At 62.8% G+C, this 16,059-nt stretch carries 13 protein-coding genes; 7 read left to right on the forward strand and 6 right to left on the reverse strand.

The genetic code is table 11. The features are described 5' to 3' along the window. Positions 1-10: 10 nt before the first annotated feature. On the reverse strand, positions 11-3,214 hold the full coding sequence (locus HNO82_RS11665; RefSeq protein WP_175343832.1) for an EAL domain-containing protein: 3,204 nt from the start codon (positions 3,212-3,214) through the stop codon (positions 11-13). 322 nt (positions 3,215-3,536) lie between these two features. Here HNO82_RS11665 and HNO82_RS11670 point away from each other — a divergent pair, with 322 nt between their 5' ends. From HNO82_RS11670 to HNO82_RS11685, 4 genes are all read left to right on the forward strand, one after another. Continuing rightward, positions 3,537-3,779 carry a hypothetical protein gene (locus HNO82_RS11670; protein ID WP_157174224.1) on the forward strand — a complete coding sequence of 81 codons (243 nt, stop codon included), beginning with the start codon at positions 3,537-3,539 and terminating at the stop codon, positions 3,777-3,779. 73 nt (positions 3,780-3,852) lie between these two features. Further along, the gene (locus tag HNO82_RS11675; RefSeq protein WP_013234687.1) at positions 3,853-4,959 is read left to right on the forward strand and encodes an S-(hydroxymethyl)glutathione dehydrogenase/class III alcohol dehydrogenase; all 1,107 of its coding nucleotides are present in this window, start codon (positions 3,853-3,855) and stop codon (positions 4,957-4,959) included. Between the two features lie 10 nt (positions 4,960-4,969). Continuing rightward, positions 4,970-5,821 carry an S-formylglutathione hydrolase gene (gene fghA / locus HNO82_RS11680; RefSeq protein ID WP_175343833.1) on the forward strand — a complete coding sequence of 284 codons (852 nt, stop codon included), beginning with the start codon at positions 4,970-4,972 and terminating at the stop codon, positions 5,819-5,821. A gap of 300 nt (positions 5,822-6,121) precedes the next feature. Further along, complete coding sequence (locus HNO82_RS11685) at positions 6,122-6,613, forward strand: hypothetical protein (protein ID WP_175343834.1); 492 nt, start codon at positions 6,122-6,124, stop codon at positions 6,611-6,613. 115 nt (positions 6,614-6,728) lie between these two features. On the opposite strand, the gene HNO82_RS11690 is transcribed toward HNO82_RS11685, so the two are convergent. Together HNO82_RS11690 and HNO82_RS11695 are read right to left on the reverse strand one after the other, a co-directional pair. Beyond that, complete coding sequence (locus HNO82_RS11690; RefSeq protein ID WP_175343835.1) at positions 6,729-7,652, reverse strand: Gfo/Idh/MocA family protein; 924 nt, start codon at positions 7,650-7,652, stop codon at positions 6,729-6,731. Between the two features lie 45 nt (positions 7,653-7,697). Beyond that, positions 7,698-8,687, reverse strand: coding sequence for an aldo/keto reductase (locus HNO82_RS11695; RefSeq protein ID WP_008329630.1), 990 nt, complete (start codon positions 8,685-8,687; stop codon positions 7,698-7,700). 112 nt (positions 8,688-8,799) lie between these two features. Here HNO82_RS11695 and HNO82_RS11700 point away from each other — a divergent pair, with 112 nt between their 5' ends. Further along, positions 8,800-9,717 carry a LysR family transcriptional regulator gene (locus HNO82_RS11700; RefSeq protein WP_175343836.1) on the forward strand — a complete coding sequence of 306 codons (918 nt, stop codon included), beginning with the start codon at positions 8,800-8,802 and terminating at the stop codon, positions 9,715-9,717. Between the two features lie 17 nt (positions 9,718-9,734). Here HNO82_RS11700 and HNO82_RS11705 read toward each other — a convergent pair whose 3' ends face one another. The 3 genes from HNO82_RS11705 to HNO82_RS11715 form a co-directional block, all read right to left on the reverse strand. Beyond that, complete coding sequence (locus tag HNO82_RS11705) at positions 9,735-11,303, reverse strand: DHA2 family efflux MFS transporter permease subunit (RefSeq protein WP_008329620.1); 1,569 nt, start codon at positions 11,301-11,303, stop codon at positions 9,735-9,737. Between the two features lie 50 nt (positions 11,304-11,353). Next, positions 11,354-12,580: an HlyD family secretion protein gene (locus tag HNO82_RS11710; RefSeq protein WP_175343837.1), complete on the reverse strand. Its 1,227-nt coding sequence runs from the start codon at positions 12,578-12,580 to the stop codon at positions 11,354-11,356. A 143-nt stretch (positions 12,581-12,723) separates the two neighbouring features. Beyond that, positions 12,724-14,223 carry an efflux transporter outer membrane subunit gene (locus tag HNO82_RS11715; protein ID WP_175343838.1) on the reverse strand — a complete coding sequence of 500 codons (1,500 nt, stop codon included), beginning with the start codon at positions 14,221-14,223 and terminating at the stop codon, positions 12,724-12,726. 262 nt (positions 14,224-14,485) lie between these two features. Between HNO82_RS11715 and HNO82_RS11720 the strand changes: the two genes are divergently transcribed. Both HNO82_RS11720 and HNO82_RS11725 read left to right on the forward strand, forming a co-directional pair. After that, positions 14,486-15,100, forward strand: coding sequence for a TetR/AcrR family transcriptional regulator (locus HNO82_RS11720; RefSeq protein WP_034350422.1), 615 nt, complete (start codon positions 14,486-14,488; stop codon positions 15,098-15,100). 295 nt (positions 15,101-15,395) lie between these two features. Beyond that, a complete protein-coding gene (locus HNO82_RS11725; RefSeq protein WP_249776984.1) occupies positions 15,396-16,007 on the forward strand; it encodes a methylamine utilization protein in 612 nt (203 codons plus the stop codon). The last annotated feature ends 52 nt before the right edge of the window (positions 16,008-16,059 follow it).

Here is a 16,059-nt window from a genome sequence, read left to right on the forward strand (position 1 = left end):
GCGGCGGCGCTCAGGGCGGATCGCCCGCGGTCACCAGCATCTGGCTGGCCTGGCGTGCGGCCTGCTGCTGTGCCAGCAGCATCTGCAGGAACTGCGTATAGGGCACCGGCTTGCTGAAGTAATAGCCCTGGTATTCATCCGAGCCAAATTCGCGCAGGGCCTGCAACTGCTTCTCGGTCTCCACGCCTTCGGTCACCACCTTCAGGTTCAGCGCATGGCTCATGGCGATGATGGCCTGTACGATGGCGCTGCTGTTGGCATCGTCGGGAATGTCGTTGATGAAGGATTTGTCGATCTTCAGCGTATTGACCGGGAAGCGCTTCAGATAGGCCAGCGATGAATATCCGGTACCGAAGTCATCGATCGAAATGGTAAAGCCTTCTGCACGGATGCCATCCATGATGGCAATGGCACGATCGCGGTTGTGCATCACCATGCTCTCGGTGATCTCGAACTCCAGGCAGGCCGGCGGTGTTCCGTGGCGCTGGACCACGGTCTTGATGTCTTCCAGCAGGTGTTCATCGCCGAACTGGCTGCCGGTGAGGTTGATGGAGATGCGTCCGCACACCAGGTCGCGTTCCAGCATCAGGCCGATGTCGTGGCAGGCCACGTCCAGCACCACCAGGCCGATCTGGTCGATCAGCCGGGTTTCTTCGGCCAGCGGTATGAATTCGCCTGGTGGCAGCAGGCCACGCACCGGATGCTGCCAGCGCACCAGTGCCTCGGCGCCGACAATGCCGCCGCTGGCCAGGTTGATCTTGGGCTGGTAGTGCACCACGAACTCGGCGCGCTCGATGGCGCGGCGCAGCTCGGCCTCCAGCGCGATGCGCTCGACCGTATTGGTGTTGACCTCGTCGGAGAAGAAGCGATAGTCATCCTTGCCATGGTGCTTGGCGCGGTACATGGCGATATCGGCGTTCTTGATCAGGGTCTGCGCATTGTCGCCATCGCCGGGATAGGTGGCGATGCCGATGCTGGCCGAGAGCATGGCTTCCTGCCCATCGATGATGAAAGGCTTGCGCGCCTCGGTCAGCAGCTTCTGGGCGATCTCGCCCAGTTGCAGCGGATCGTCGAAGTCATCCACCAGCACGATGAATTCATCCCCGCCCACGCGCGCCAGGATATCCAGTTCGCGCAGCGCGTTGCGAAAGCGCTGGGCGATTTCCTGCAGCACCGCCTCGCCGGCCTCGTGGCCGAAGGTATCGTTGATGTTCTTGAAGCGGTCCAGGTCCATCAGCAGCACCGCCACCATGCCGTTGCGGTGCTCGGCGTGGGTGATGGCGTTGGAGACGTGCTGGGTGCACAGGAAGCGGTTGGGAAGGCCGGTGAGCTCATCGTAGTGCGCCAGGTGGCGGATGCGTTCGTCGGCGCGACGACTCTCGATGGCCACGCTGGCGAGGTCGGCGGCGATGTTGGCCAGTTGCAGGTATTCGTTGCTGGGAGCCTGGTTTTCCTTGAGCAGGGCGGCGAACACGCCCAGCAACTGGCCTTCCTTGCCGATGATGGGCCAGGCACCGCAGGACGGGTAGACCTCCACATCGATGAGCACCCGCAGATGTTCGGTCACCGGATCGCGTGCGATATCGGTGACGATGCAGGGACCGCGCCGCAGGGCCGCCTCGGCGCCGACCCCGCAGCCATGACGGATCGGCATACCCTGCAGGGCACGCAGCAGACGCGGCGGGTAGCGGCGGCTGAGCACCGAGGTGAAGTGCGAGGCCTGTTCATTGACCAGCATGACGCAACTGGCTCCGTAAGGAATCTGGGCATCGGCAAAGCCGACGATCTCGTGCAGGATGCCATCGAGGTCGTCATCGGCCATCACCATGTGCAGGACACGGTTCTGTTCGCTCTGCAGCAGCTCGGCGCGTTTGCGGGCGCTGATGTCGCGCAGGATGGCGAAGATCGCATAGCCGCGCTCGAATTGCGCGCGATTGAGGGTGACGTCGGTATGGATGATCTTGTTGCGGCGGACCGTCACCCACTCGAACTGCTGCGGCTGGCCGGCCAGTACCCGGCCGACCAGTTCGTCGATATCCGGCTGGTCCGCCTGGCGCGCCTTCTGGCGCGAGAACAGGCCGACCTTGCGGCCGATGATGCGTTCCTTGTCCGGTACCCCGAAAAAGCGCAGCGCCGCCGCATTGCAGTCCAGATAGCGCAGCTCGGACGAAATCAGCACGATGGGATCGCTGCCTTCCTCGTAGAGCTTGCGGTAGCGGTATTCGCTGGAGGACAGCGCGTGATCCAGGCGGCGCTGATAGCGGAAATACACCAGGAAGGCAATCAGCGCGATGAGGATGAAACCCAGGATGCCGGTCGTCAGCAGGATGCGATTTTCGGTACGGCTGCGCCAGGGCGCCAGCACGTCTTCCATGCGGCGCGCATAGACTGCCACCAGCGACCATTTGTCCAGCCGCTTGTAGGTAAACAGCAGCGGTTCGCCGGTCAGATACGAAATCTCCTCGAACGCGCCTTCCTCGGCCCCGGCGCGGATGCGCGCCATGCTCCTGGCATCGGCCAGGCTGACGCTGAGCCAGCGTTCCTCGAAGGGCGAGCGCAGCATCATCGAGCCGCTCTCCGTGCGCAGCGAGACGATGGCCTCGAAATTGGTGATGCGCTTGTAGAAGTCGAAGAAGGTCGATGCCTTCAGTTCCGCCACCAGTAACCCGATCGGTCGTGAACTGCGATCGTAGAGATTCATGGCCACCGGCAGCACCAGCTCGCGGTTGTAGCGGCTGCGCATGAGCTGGCCGACGAACAGAGCGGGCCGGGTCGGGTTGCCATCCACATGGGTGAGCTTGTGATCTTCCGGGATGCTGGTGGTATCGAGGGCTCGCAGGGAGCTGGCGCGCGTGTTGCCGTTGCGGTCGATGTAGCGCAGCACCATCACGGTGGGCAGGCGCTGCTGCAAGTCAGCCAGCAGGCGATACAGGGCCGGGTCGTTGTCCAGCAGATCGGGGCCGGCAGCCTGGACCTGCCTGGCACCGGACCAGAGCAACTGGTCGAGCTCGCTGAAGACACGTTCGGCCTGTTCCTGCACGCTGCGCACGGCCGCCATCGAGCTGGCGCGCTCGGCGTCGATGGTCAGCTGGCGGTCCTGGCGGATCTCCCACCAGGTCTGCACGACAATGAATGACCCGACGAAGCCCACGAACAGCAGCAAGGTCTTCAGGGTGGTGCCTGGGCGCCCTGGCGATTTGTTCTGTTTTCCCATGTGACCAACTATCACATTACCTGTCGTTAGGCAGCGCATCGCTGCACATCCCTTGGCCCGGAAAGATGCCGGACGACCGTGTCGACAGCCCTCGCACGCAATTGGCGCGTTCGCGCCAGCGCAACGGCCGGCACTGACAGGGCCGTGACGTACAGCGCATGTCAATGCAGCAAGCCGCAGCCGTTCACCCGGTATGAACGCGCTTACGCCAGAATTACGTGGATGCCCCCACTTCGTGATACGCGAGATGTCAGTATGCCATCTCGTGTCCTGCTGCGCTTTGTTGGCGCTTGTCCTTGCTTCGTGTACTTGTTGTGCGCTGATGGATGGCGATATCCTGACCACCCTCATCGTTTGTTCTGTAGCAACCTTACCGCAAGCCCAAGCCTTTGTCATCCTGCCCGCAACCTCGCTGCAACGCGACAGCGTGATTTTCATGTCAAATGGAAATTTTCACCAGTTATGGCATCAACATGAAGGATGTAAAGCCCGGCGCATGGTTTTCCGTTTGCAATGCGATAATACTGCCCAGCCAGAAGTTTCACAGGCATCACAGTTTTACTGAATATCCCTGACCAAGCGCGGCATTGCCGGTCGGGGACGTCTTACATCAATCATCACGCAAAGGACCCATCCCTATGAAGACAAGAGCAGCGGTAGCATGGCAGGCAGGCAAGCCCTTGACCATCGAGGAAGTCGAGCTCGGCGGCCCCAAGGCTGGCGAGGTTCTGGTCGAGATCAAGGCCACCGGCATCTGCCATACCGACTATTACACGCTCTCGGGCGCTGATCCGGAGGGTATCTTCCCGGCCATTCTCGGCCATGAAGGAGCGGGCGTGGTGGTCGACGTCGGTCCGGGCGTGAAGTCGCTCAAGAAGGATGACCACGTCATTCCCCTGTATACGCCGGAATGCCGCGAGTGCAAGTTCTGCCTGTCGCAGAAGACCAACCTGTGCCAGGCCATCCGTGCCACCCAGGGCCGTGGCCTGATGCCCGATGCCACCAGCCGCTTCTCGCTGGACGGCAAGCCGCTGTTCCACTACATGGGTACCTCGACCTTCTCGAACTACATCGTCGTGCCTGAAATCGCGCTGGCCAAGATCCGTTCGGATGCGCCCTTTGACAAGGTCTGCTACATCGGCTGTGGCGTGACCACCGGCGTGGGCGCGGTGCTGTTTACCGCCAAGGTGGAAGCGGGGGCCAACGTGGTGGTGTTCGGTTTGGGCGGCATTGGCTTGAACGTCATCCAGGCGGCCAAGATGGTGGGCGCCAACAAGATCATCGGCGTGGACCTGAACCCGGCACGTGAAGCCATGGCGCGCAAGTTCGGCATGACCGACTTCATCAATCCCAAGGACGTGCCCAACGTGGTCGATGCCATCATCGGCATGACCGATGGCGGCGCCGACTACAGTTTCGAGTGCATCGGCAACACCACCACCATGCGCCAGTCGCTGGAGTGCTGCCACAAGGGCTGGGGCCAGTCCATCATCATCGGCGTGGCCGCAGCCGGCCAGGAGATTTCCACTCGTCCGTTCCAGCTGGTGACCGGCCGCGTCTGGAAGGGCTCGGCCTTCGGTGGCGCGCGTGGCCGCACCGACGTGCCCAAGATTGTCGACTGGTACATGGAAGGCAAGCTCAACATCGATGACCTGATCACGCACAAATTGCCGCTGGAGCGCATCAATGAAGGTTTTGACCTGATGAAGAGCGGCGAGTCGATCCGCTCCGTGGTCGAGTTCTGAGGAGGGCGCGATGCTGGAGACTCTCTCCGAGCACGGCTGTTTTGGCGGCGTACAGGGCTTCTATCGCCATGCTTCGCCGGCCATCGGCCTGGATATGCGTTTTTCGGTATTCGTCCCGTCCCAGGGCGGGCAGGGCGGAGGCAAGCTGCCGGTGCTGTTCTATCTGGCGGGGCTGACCTGTACCGAAGAAACCTTCATGATCAAGGCCGGTGCGCAACGCGTGGCGGCGCAACTGGGCCTGATCCTGGTGACTTGCGACACCAGCCCGCGTGGTGCCGGCATTGCCGGCGAAAGCGACAGCTGGGACTTTGGCATCGGTGCCGGTTTCTACCTCGATGCCACGCAGGCGCCGTGGTCCGGGCATTACCGCATGGAGAGCTATGTGGTGGAGGACTTGCGTCGCGCCGTGCTGGAGAACTTCCCGGCTGACGGGCAGCGCATGGGCATTTTCGGTCACTCCATGGGGGGGCATGGAGCGCTCACGCTGGCCTTGCGCCACCGCGAGCTATACCGCTCGGTGTCGGCCTTTGCCCCGATTGCCGCGCCGATCCACTGCCCTTGGGGCCAGAAGGCTTTCGGCAATTATCTGGGCCCGGATCAGGAAAGCTGGAAGGAGCATGATGCCAGCGAACTGATGGGCAAGCTCTATGCGCCGTTCCCGCAGGGCATCCTGATCGACCAGGGGCTGGCCGACAAATTCCTGACCGAGCAGCTGCAGCCGGAACGTTTCGAAGCGGCCTGCAAGGAAGCCTCACAGCCGCTGAGCTTGCGGCGGCATGCGGGGTATGACCACGGGTATTACTTCATCGAGAGTTTTGTGGAGGAGCATTTGCGCTTCCATCATGCGAATTTGATGGCTTGAAGTCGCTTGCGCAGAACCGAAGGGCTGACGACCAACATCGTCAGCCCTTATTTTTTACCTTCTTCTTTTCACATGCTCTGCCGAGGGGCACTGTTCACTTTTGAACCGACGCACGCTTGCTGTAATTCATTGTCGACGCGGATCCGAACCTCCATTCGGAGGTACGGAAATCGTCATGCAACGATAGGTCTTGCGTCGCTACTCCTTTAATTTATCGATTTTCAAAGGAGGGCCGATGTGCTCCGTCATTTGCCTGACAAGCCGGATTCCTTGTGGCGACATCAAAGGAAGGGCAAGTCAATGAGGCAGCTTTCACTCGTGTTGTGGATGGTTTCGTTGACGGCGCTTGCCACACCGCCAGAGGATGTCGTCAAAAGCTGTCTCTCCAGCACGGCCCGCAATGGGGTATCGCGAACTGCGATTGAAGGCGGGGCTCTCTATCTTCAGGACGATTACCGGTCTGGTTACCAGGCTGAATATTTTTTGTATGGTGGCATGGAGATCGGGAGCGCCCAATCGCGGCGCGGCGATGCGTTGCTGTATCGCGGCAGGCTCTACCCGCTGAGGCGGGCGGTCAAGCTGTCGCAGACAAGATCAAGGGAGCGCCCCGCCATTCAGGTTGCGCTGGCAGAGTGGTCTCTGATCCGGGAGAAGGGCAAGCAGTATCTCTGCGTCAGCGATCAGTTCGAAGGCATCGGCCGCAGCGGCAGCTTTCAGAAGGCCAGGTTTGGCTACCTGCTGGAGACCTGGCGGCACGGTACCTTGTACTTTTTTGATGGGCTGGTGGATTGACCAGCAAATTGCTCGCCGGGCGGCGCATCACCATAGGATAAGGTGAACGAGACAAAACCGGCCCAATAGGGCCGGTCTCGCTCAAGCCATGTAGCCCCTGGCTGGTGTTGTGCGATCAGACGAACGCGTCCGTCACCACATGCTCCCCCAGCATGAACGCATCGGCCACATGCCGCAGTGGCGCCACATCCACATCGGACGACCCGCTACGGATCAGTTTGCAGAAATGTGCATACAGCGAGGGATACTCCCCCTCCACCGGCAGCGCGCACGGCTTATCGTTGATCCAAAGTTCATGTCCGCCCTTTTTCAGGTGGACCCGGGTGCTGTCGGTCTCGATGACGATATCCCAAGTCTGCTCACCCGTCTGGCGCCAGTCGAAGTCGGCTTGCACATCCGTACCCAGCGCATCGGTAAAGCCCAGGCGCGCGGCAATCGGGGTCTGGCGGTTGGACGGCACTTCCAGCGTGGCCTGCTTCAGGAACATCGCCTGCGGCAGGATCTCGGTGACGATCGACAAGGCATTGATGCCCGGATCGAACACGCCCAGGCCGCCCGGTTGCCAGATCCATTCCTGGTCCGGATGCCAGTGGCGCACGTCTTCACGCCAGATCACCTTGACCTGGCGCGGCGCATGTTCCTGCAAATGACGCTTGACCACCTGCACCGCCGGCGCATGGCGCGAGTGCCAGCTGGCGAACAGGGTCACGCCTTTTTCCGCCGCCAGGTGCTTCAGCGACTCGACTTCGGAAAGCGTGGCGCCGGGCGGCTTTTCCAGGAAGACGTGCTTGCCTGCCCCCAGCGCTTCGCGTGCGGCTTCATAGCGGTACTGCGGCGGCATGCACAGGGAGATGGCGTCGATGACCGTGCCCGAGGCCAGCATCTCGGCCATGCTCTTGTAGGCCGTCACGCCCTCGATGCTGTGGTTGCGACTGGCCGTGGCGACCAGCTTGAAATCAGCATTGCCGGCAATGGCCGGAGCATGCTGGTCATAAACGATCTTGCCGACGCCGGCGATGGCTAGCTGGATGGGTGTCATGGTGTCCTTGCTTGTTATTGGTGACATGAGGGGAGGGGCCACAGATTACCAGCGTTGATGGACATGCGGTGCAATGTCGTGCAGATAGAGTTCGCGCAATGCCTGCATCACCTCGTCGGTCAGCGGCGGCAAGTCGCTGGCAGCACTGTTGGACTGCGCCTGCGCGACGTTGCGCGCACCGGGGATGACGGTGCTGATGCCGCTTTCCATCAGGATCCAGCGCAGCGCGAATTGCGCCATGGGAACACCCGGCGGCAGCAACGCACGGATCTTCTCCACGGCGGCCAGCGCGACGTCATACGGCACGCCCGAGAAGGTCTCGCCGACATCGAAGGCTTCGCCATGACGGTTGAACTGCCGATGGTCGTCGGCAGCAAAGGTGGTCTGCGCATTCATCTTGCCGGTCAGCAGGCCCGAGGCCAGCGGCACGCGGGCGATCACGGCGATGTCGCGGCGCTGCGCTTCCTGCAGGAACAGGCCGATGGGGCGCTGGCGGAAGATGTTGAAGATGATCTGCACCGATTTCACATTCGGATATTCGATGGCCTTGAGAGCTTCTTCCACCTTCTCCACCGAGACGCCGTAATGAGCGATCTTGCCGGCCGCCACCAGCTCATCCATATGGGCGAACACTTCCTGCTGGTAATACACCTCGGTGGGCGGGCAGTGCAGTTGCACCAGGTCCAGGCAATCCACCTCCAGGTTCTTGAGCGAACGGTCGACGAAGGCGGTGAGATTGTCCTTGTTGTTGTAGCCGCTGGCCACATGCGGCGAGAGGCGGCGGCCGGCCTTGGTGGCCACGAACGGACGTGCGCCGCCGCGTTCCTTCAATACCTGCGCGATGAGCTGCTCGGAGCGGCCATCGCCATAGACGTCGGCTGTATCGATGAATGTCACGCCAGCATCCAGTGCTGCGTGCAGTGCGGCCTTGGCATCCTGTGCCGAGACATCGCCCCAGGAGCCACCGATGGCCCAGGCACCAAATCCGATTTCCGAGACTTCTGCGCCGGTGCGGCCAAAGCGTCTTGATTTCATGTGCGTACTCCTTGCGAGCATGTTGAAAACCGTATTTATACCGCGCACCACGCGCGAGGGCGCTTGGTTTAAGATGAGCCAGATTCATTCCTGAAGTGATTTCAATTCATCCATGTCTCTCCTCGACCATATCGAATTTTCCGACCTGCGGGTGTTCGTGACCATCCTGCGGACCGGCAGTTTCAAGGCGGCCGCCATTCAGCTCGGGCTGACCCCCTCGGCCACCAGCCATGCCATGAAGCGGCTGGAGGAACGGCTCTGCACACAGCTGCTGTACCGCTCCAGTCGTGCGATCTCGCCCACGGCGGCGGGTAGCGAACTGGCCGCCCGACTGGAGGAGGGCTTTGAACAGATCGCCCGGGCGCTGGGTCATCTGGAAAGCTCGGCAGAAGGCAGCCTGGGGGAGTTGCGCATCAACGTCTTTGCGGACGCGGCCCATCTGCTGATCGAACCGGCCATTCCCGAGTTCGTGCGGCAATGCCCCCGGGTCAAGCTCACCATCGTGGTCGATGACAAGCCCATCGACATCGTCAGCGAAGGCTATGACGCCGGGATTCGCTATGGCCATTACGTGCCGGAAGGCATGGTGACTGCGCCGCTCACCCGCGCGCATCGCTGGGTGGCAGCGGCTTCGCCCGCGTATCTGGATCGGCATGGACGGCCCCTGACGCTGGAGGATCTGCAGCAGCACACCTGCCTGCAATTGCTGCTGGGGGACAACTCCAGCTATCAGTGGGAATTTGGCAAGGGAAGGTATCGGCAGCGCATCCGCGTGCCGGGCCTGGTGACGATCAACAATACCGCCGCCACCATCGCGGCGGCCAAGGCCGGGGTCGGTATCGCCTATCTGTTGGAGGGAAGGATCAGCAAGGAAATCGACGAAGGTTCGCTGGAAACCATCCTGGAAGAATGGGCGGCCCCCAGCGAGCCTTTCCACATGTACTACAGCAGCCGGCGCCATGCGCATCCGGCCTTGCGCAAGCTGATCGACATCATCCGGCTGCAGAACGGCCTGTCACGACTGCGGTAGCCGCCACAGGTGCCGCGTCAGTGCGCCGCCGAGGCTTCGGCGGCACCGGCACCGCCCTTGGATGGCTTGATGATCCAGATCAGCGGGATGATGACGATGAAGATCACGGCCGAGACATAGAAGATGTCATTGATGCCCAGCATGGCCGCCTGGAAGGTGATGGTCCGCTCCAGCATGCCCACGCTCTGCTCGGCGTTGAGCCCCAGGGTGCTGCTGAGGTTGTTGAGGCTTTCCTGCAGCCAGGGACTGTAGGGTGTCGCATGTTCGGTCAACTGGGCGTGGTGCATGATGCTGCGGTTGTTCCAGGCCGTGGTCGAGATCGAGGTGCCGACCGCACCGCAGAATACCCGCACGAAGGACGACAGCCCGGCGGCGGCCGGGATGCGCTCCGGCGGCAGGCCGGACAGCAGCAGCACCGTCAGCGGAACGAAGAACATCGCCGTCGGAATCCCCTGCAGCAGCGTGGGCAGGATCACCGTCATCTGGTCTACCTGCAGGTTGTAGCGCGAGCGCAACCAGAACACGATGGCAAAGCCGATGAAGGACGCCGTGGCCACCTTGCGGGCATCCACCAGCGGCAGGAAGCGCCCGATCAGCGGCATCAGGATCACCGCGAAGATGCCGATGGGAGCGGTCGACAGACCCGAATCGATGGAGCGATAGCCCAGATATTGCTGCAGCCATTGCGGCAGGATCACCAGGTTGCCGAAGAACACGCCATAGCCGATGGAAATGGCGATGGTGCCGCCGGCGAAGTTGCGCCGTCCAAACAGACGCAGGTCCACCACCGGGTGGTCATTGTTGAGCTCCCACACCACGAAGTAGGCAAAGGCGACCAGCGCGATGATGCCCAGCGTGACGATGGTGGGCGAGGCAAACCAGTCCAGGTCCTTGCCCTTGTCGAGCATGATCTGGAAGGCCGCGACCCAGGTCACCAGCAGTGCCAGGCCGATCTTGTCGATGGGCAGATGGTGGGTCGGCGTCTCGCGCGAGCGGTAGATCGCCAGCGTGATGCCGGCCGCGATCAGACCCACGGGGATGTTGATGTAGAAGATCCACGGCCAGGTGTAGCTGTCGGTAATCCAGCCGCCCAGTGCCGGCCCGGCCACGGGCGCCACCACGGCCGTCATGCCCCACAGTGCCAGCGCAAAGGAGGATTTCGATTTGGGGTAGGCCCCCAGCAGCAGCGATTGCGACAGCGGCACCATGGGGCCGGCCACCAGACCCTGCAGCACGCGTGCGGCCAGCAGGATGGGAAGGGTGGGCGCCAGTCCGCACAGCCAGGAGGCCAGCACGAACAGCAGCACCGAAGTCACGAACAGGCGCACCGCGCCCAGGCGCTGCGTGAGCCATCCGGTCAGCGGAATCGAGATGGCATTGGCGGCGGCAAACGAGGTGATGACCCAGGTGCCTTCATCGATCGACACACCCAGGTTGCCCGAGATGGTCGGGATGGCGACGTTGGCAATGGAGGAGTCCAGCACGTTCATGAACACCGCCAGCGACACCGACAGGGTGCCCAGCACCAGGTTGGCGCCGCTCAGCGGTGGCGGCGGCGTGTAGGGTTTGGGGGGAGTAGTGGCCATAAGGCTTGATCATTGTCCGGTGGAGGTCTGATGAGGACAGCGGCATCGCCTCAGGTGTGCGGCACCGCCACCGCTGCGGCGGCGGCCTTGCCCTTGCGCGCCTGCGCCAGTGCGCCGGCGTTGTCGCTGATGATGCGCTCGACGATGGCATCGGCCTGTTTGCCCAGATCGTCATAGACCTTGGTCTGGTAATCGGTCGGCACCGCTTCCAGCGCGCGGCCATCGCCATGGATGTCTACCGTGGCGGTCGTGGACAGGCCGATGCGCAGCGGATGCGCGCGCACCTGTTCCGGGTCCAGCGCAATGCGCACCGGTACGCGCTGCACCACCTTGATCCAGTTGCCGGTGGCGTTCTGCGCCGGCAACAGCGAGAAGGCACCACCGGTCCCGGCCGAGAAACCGATCACGGTGCCCTTGTACTTGACGCCGGAACCGTAGACATCGGCGATCACTTCCACCGGCTGGCCGATGCGGATGTGCTGCAACTGGCCTTCCTTGAAGTTGGCGTCGATCCAGATCTGCTCCAGCGGTACGATGGCCATGAGCGGGTTGCCGGCGGCGATACGCTGGCCGACCTGCACCGAGCGCTTGGAGACGTAGCCCGAGACCGGTGCCACGATGTTGACACGGGCGTAGTTCAGGTAGGCATTGCGCACGGCGGTGGCAGCCTGCAGCACGTTGGGGTGCTCGGTCACGCTGGTGTGATCGGTCAGGGCACGGTTGGCCGCAGCAGCGGCACGCGCCTGGTCCAGCGCGGCCACGGCGCTCTTGACGGCATCGCGGGCGTGCGAGACGTCTTCCTGCGAGACCGCACCGGAGGACAGGCCGGCCTGGCGGCGCTGCAGGTCCTCGCGGGCACGGGCCAGGTTGCTGTCGGCAGCGGCCACGTTGGCGGCCAGGGTGTCATTGTTCAGGAACAGCTGGCGCGTCTGGCGCACCGCCTGGGCCAGTGCGGCCTCGGCCTGGTCCAGCGCCAGCCTGGTATCGGCCGCATCCAGCGCCACCAGTTGCTGACCGGCCTTGACCACCTGCGTGTCGTCGGCCTTCACGGCCACGACGGTACCGCCGACCTGGGCGGAGATCTGAATGACGTTGCCGCCGACATAGGCGTCATCGGTCTCTTCATAAAAACGCGCATGCAGGAACCAGTACAGGAAGCAGACAGCGGCAATGAGCAGCAAGGCCAGCGTCAGCACGATGAGCTGGCGCTTGCGTTTGCCATTACCGTTGCCATTGCCGTTGGCTTGCGGGTTTTGTTGGGTGGTGCTGTCACTCATGGAGGACTCCGTTCTATCTCTTTGTAGTCGGTCGATCAGCCCTGCCGCGAAGGCGGGGCCGTCCCGGTCACCGGCAGGCGGGGTGGAGAAGCCGGTGGCGGGCTGGGTTCAATTCAATGGCTTGCGTGCTCAGGTGCACAGGTTCAGTGCGCGGGCGGTCCTGCGGCCAGTCCGGCCTGCTGGGCATCGAAACCGCCGCCCAGGGCCTTGTAGAGAGCGACCTGCTGGTCGCGGCGCTGGGCTTGCAAGGCCACCAGTGACTGGCGCTGGGCCAGGACGCCGGTTTCCGATGACAGCAGGGTCAGCTGCGACACCAGGCCCAGGCGATAACGTTCGCGCGCCAGGTCGTAGGCGCGTTCGGCGGCCTGCAGGGCTTCGCGGCGGATCGGCAGCTGACGCTCGATCGAGTGGATCGCCGCGATCTGCCGTGCCACGTCGGCATAGGCATCGTTCAAGGTCTTGTTGTAGGTGGCCACGGCCAGCTCGTAGTTGGCGTATTCACCCTTGAGTCCGGCGCGCAGCGCGCCGCCCTCGAAGATTGGCAGCGTGAGCGCCGGACCGAAGGCGATGGTCTTGCTGGCCGCGGTGAAGGGGTTGCTGTCGATGAGGCTGTCAAAGCCGATCATGGCGCTTAAGTTGATGTCCGGGTAGAAGCGCGCCTTGGCGACATCGACGCCGCGGCTGGCGGCTTCCACCTGCCAGCGCGCGGCGACGATGTCGGGGCGGCGTCCCAGCAGGTTCAGCGGCAGGTCCGCCGGCAGGCCCGGCGTGGTCAGGTTCTGCATCGACGGCGGTGCCAGTTGCAGGCCACGGTCCGGACCCTTGCCGCTCAGGGTGCCGAGCTGCTGGCGCAGCAGGACGATCTGGCCGGCGCTTTGCTCCAGCTGGGCGCGGGCGTCGGCACTGCTGGCGCGCGACTGGTTGCGTTCGATCTGGCTGTCCAGACCGGTCTTGACGCGCTCGGCGGTGATGCTTTCCAGGGCGCTGCGCTGTTGCACGGTGCGTTGCAGGATATCCTGCAGGGCGTATTGGGCCGCCAGCTGGCTGTAGACCGAGACGATCGAGGCGGTCAGCGCCAGGCGCGCTTCCTGCTCGCTGGCCTGGGCGGCTTTTTCGCTGGAAATGGCCTGTTCCAGGGCGGCCTGGTTCTTGTTCCAGAGATCGAGCTCGTAGCCGACATTGAGGCCGGCCTTTTTCTCGTTGAACCAGTTGCCGCCATAAGGCGACGGATAGATCGAGGTGCTGGAGAACTGGTTGCGGATGACCGAGGCTTGCGCCTCCACGTTCGGCAGCAGCGGGGCGCCGCGCGACTCGGCCAGCGCGGCGGCCGCGCCGATGCGTGCACGCGCCTGTTGCAGGCTGGGGTTGGCGGCCAGGGCCTGCTCGATCAGGGTGTTGAGCTGGGCGTCGCCAAACTGACGTACCCAGTCAGTGCCCGGCCATTGCCCGTTGGGGGCGCCGGGATTGGGATCGGACAGGCTGCGCGCGGTACTGAAGTCGCTTGCCCGGGCCAGCTGCTTGTCGCTGCCGATGCCCTCGAAGCTGGCACAGCCCGCCAGGCCGATGGCGCCGATCAGCGCCACCAGCAGGGCGCTGGCCGCCTTCGCCCGCGGCCGGGAGGCGGGCGAGATGATGCGTTGCATAGAATTCTCCACGAAGAGTATTTGGCGATACGAGTTGTTTTTCGAGTTTTGCGAGGTGTGCCGTGCCAATCATCCGGCACTCACCCGCGCAGGCTCGTCGGACCGGGCAGACGGCGCAGCAAGCGCTTGCAGTGATTTACGAGTACCATCCACAGGTCGGGCGAGTAAAAACTCATTTTTCGTATTATACTTCGATATACGAACAATCACTCACGTTGTGAATTCGCGTCGGGGGCGGGCGAATTCCTTACCAAAGCTGCCAATGAAACTGCAACCCAGAAAAGAACCTCGCCAGGCGCGTTCGCGGGCGATGGTCGATACCATTCTCGATGCCATGTCGCGCGTGCTGGTCGAGCGTGGCTATGCCAAGACCAATACCAATCTCGTGGCCGAATCGGCCGGTATCAGCGTCGGTTCGCTGTACCAGTATTTCCCCAACAAGGATGCGCTGATCTTCGCGCTGCGCGAGCGGCACAGTACCCGCATGCTGAGCTTGTTCGAGGATGTGGTGGCCCACATCGACGCCTCCGGCACGCTCTCGGGCGATTTCGAGAAGCTCATCAATGCACTGGTGGCGGCACACCTGCTGGAGCCGGAACTCAATCGCATCCTCGAAGAGGAATTCCCGGCCTACAATCTGCCGATCTCTCAGGAGATCCGCCAGGGTTTCTTCGAGGCCATCCGCCGCGTGCTGGAAAAGCACCGGGCCACCATCACCCCGCCCGATCTGGATGTGGCCACCTTCGTGGTCCAGCGCATGATGAAGGCGCTCATCAAGGCAGTGGTCCTGACCGGTTACGGCGGGGTTTCGCCGGCCAGCGTGCGCACCGAAATCCTGCCGGCCGTGATCGGTTACCTGACCGCCGCACGGACCTGACTGCGCTGACTTCGGCGGCGCTGGAGGGCAGAGGGGCTCCAGCACGCGAATTCACGTGCATAATGTTCAACATGAAGATCCTGACTGCACTCCGTGCAGCCTGTCGTGGCAGGGTCGGCAAGCGGATGTCGTGATGTTGTTGCCAGGCAATTCAGAAACTTCCCGATAGGCAGCACGCAGGGCTTCCGTATAGTGCAGGGGCAGGTGATGCCGGGGGATGCGCTGTGGCGGCGTCCTTGGCCGGAGACCTTCATTGCCCGAATTTTCCAGTGACAGCGATATGCAGAAAAAAAACATGCGCCGCGCCCCCCTCCTGACTGCCTTCCTGTTGTTGGCCGGTACGTGGGCCTGTGCGGCCCAGGCTGCCGTCTCGGTACAGGTGCTCGACAGCGCCGGCCAGCCCGTTCCCAACGCCGTGGTCTATGCCGAACCGGCTGGCGGCGGGTCATCGGCCAAGGCGCCGCACCAGGTGGAGATCGAGCAGAAGAACAAGACCTTCATTCCGCTGGTCACGGTGGTGCAGACGGGGACACCGATCCTGTTTCCCAATCATGACAACGTGCGGCATCATGTGTATTCCTTTTCGCCGGCCAAGACCTTCGAACTGAAGCTGTATTCGGGCGTGCCCGGCAGCCCGGTGATGTTCGACAAGGCCGGTACCGTGGTGTTGGGCTGCAATATCCACGATGAGATGGTGGCGTATGTTCAGGTGGTCAATACGCCGTATTTCGGCGTCAGTGACCGCAGCGGCATGGTGCGGCTGGAGGGTATCGCCAATGGGCGCTATGCGCTCAAGGCCTGGTATTTCACCATGGGGCCGAATCAGGCTGCGGTAGCGCAGCCGCTGGAAGTGCAGGGCGAGGGCCGCGCTACCATCAAACTCAATGTCAAGGCGGTACCGCTGTAGAGCGGGCCGTCCGGCGCATCGACAGAAACATTACTAGAGAAAACGGGGCAGG

Origin of the sequence: Herbaspirillum sp. C9C3 (assembly GCF_013359625.1) — a bacterium.
In the GTDB taxonomy this organism is placed as follows: Bacteria; Pseudomonadota; Gammaproteobacteria; order Burkholderiales; family Burkholderiaceae_D; genus Herbaspirillum.

Coding starts and splice junctions, on each gene's coding strand:
- HNO82_RS11665 (WP_175343832.1), bottom strand. CDS start 3,214: ATGGGAAAACAGAACAAATCGCCAGGGCGCCCAGGCACCACCCTGAAG.
- HNO82_RS11670 (WP_157174224.1), top strand. CDS start 3,537: ATGGATGGCGATATCCTGACCACCCTCATCGTTTGTTCTGTAGCAACC.
- HNO82_RS11675 (WP_013234687.1), top strand. CDS start 3,853: ATGAAGACAAGAGCAGCGGTAGCATGGCAGGCAGGCAAGCCCTTGACC.
- fghA (WP_175343833.1), top strand. CDS start 4,970: ATGCTGGAGACTCTCTCCGAGCACGGCTGTTTTGGCGGCGTACAGGGC.
- HNO82_RS11685 (WP_175343834.1), top strand. CDS start 6,122: ATGAGGCAGCTTTCACTCGTGTTGTGGATGGTTTCGTTGACGGCGCTT.
- HNO82_RS11690 (WP_175343835.1), bottom strand. CDS start 7,652: ATGACACCCATCCAGCTAGCCATCGCCGGCGTCGGCAAGATCGTTTAT.
- HNO82_RS11695 (WP_008329630.1), bottom strand. CDS start 8,687: ATGAAATCAAGACGCTTTGGCCGCACCGGCGCAGAAGTCTCGGAAATC.
- HNO82_RS11700 (WP_175343836.1), top strand. CDS start 8,800: ATGTCTCTCCTCGACCATATCGAATTTTCCGACCTGCGGGTGTTCGTG.
- HNO82_RS11705 (WP_008329620.1), bottom strand. CDS start 11,303: ATGGCCACTACTCCCCCCAAACCCTACACGCCGCCGCCACCGCTGAGC.
- HNO82_RS11710 (WP_175343837.1), bottom strand. CDS start 12,580: ATGAGTGACAGCACCACCCAACAAAACCCGCAAGCCAACGGCAATGGC.
- HNO82_RS11715 (WP_175343838.1), bottom strand. CDS start 14,223: ATGCAACGCATCATCTCGCCCGCCTCCCGGCCGCGGGCGAAGGCGGCC.
- HNO82_RS11720 (WP_034350422.1), top strand. CDS start 14,486: ATGAAACTGCAACCCAGAAAAGAACCTCGCCAGGCGCGTTCGCGGGCG.
- HNO82_RS11725 (WP_249776984.1), top strand. CDS start 15,396: ATGCGCCGCGCCCCCCTCCTGACTGCCTTCCTGTTGTTGGCCGGTACG.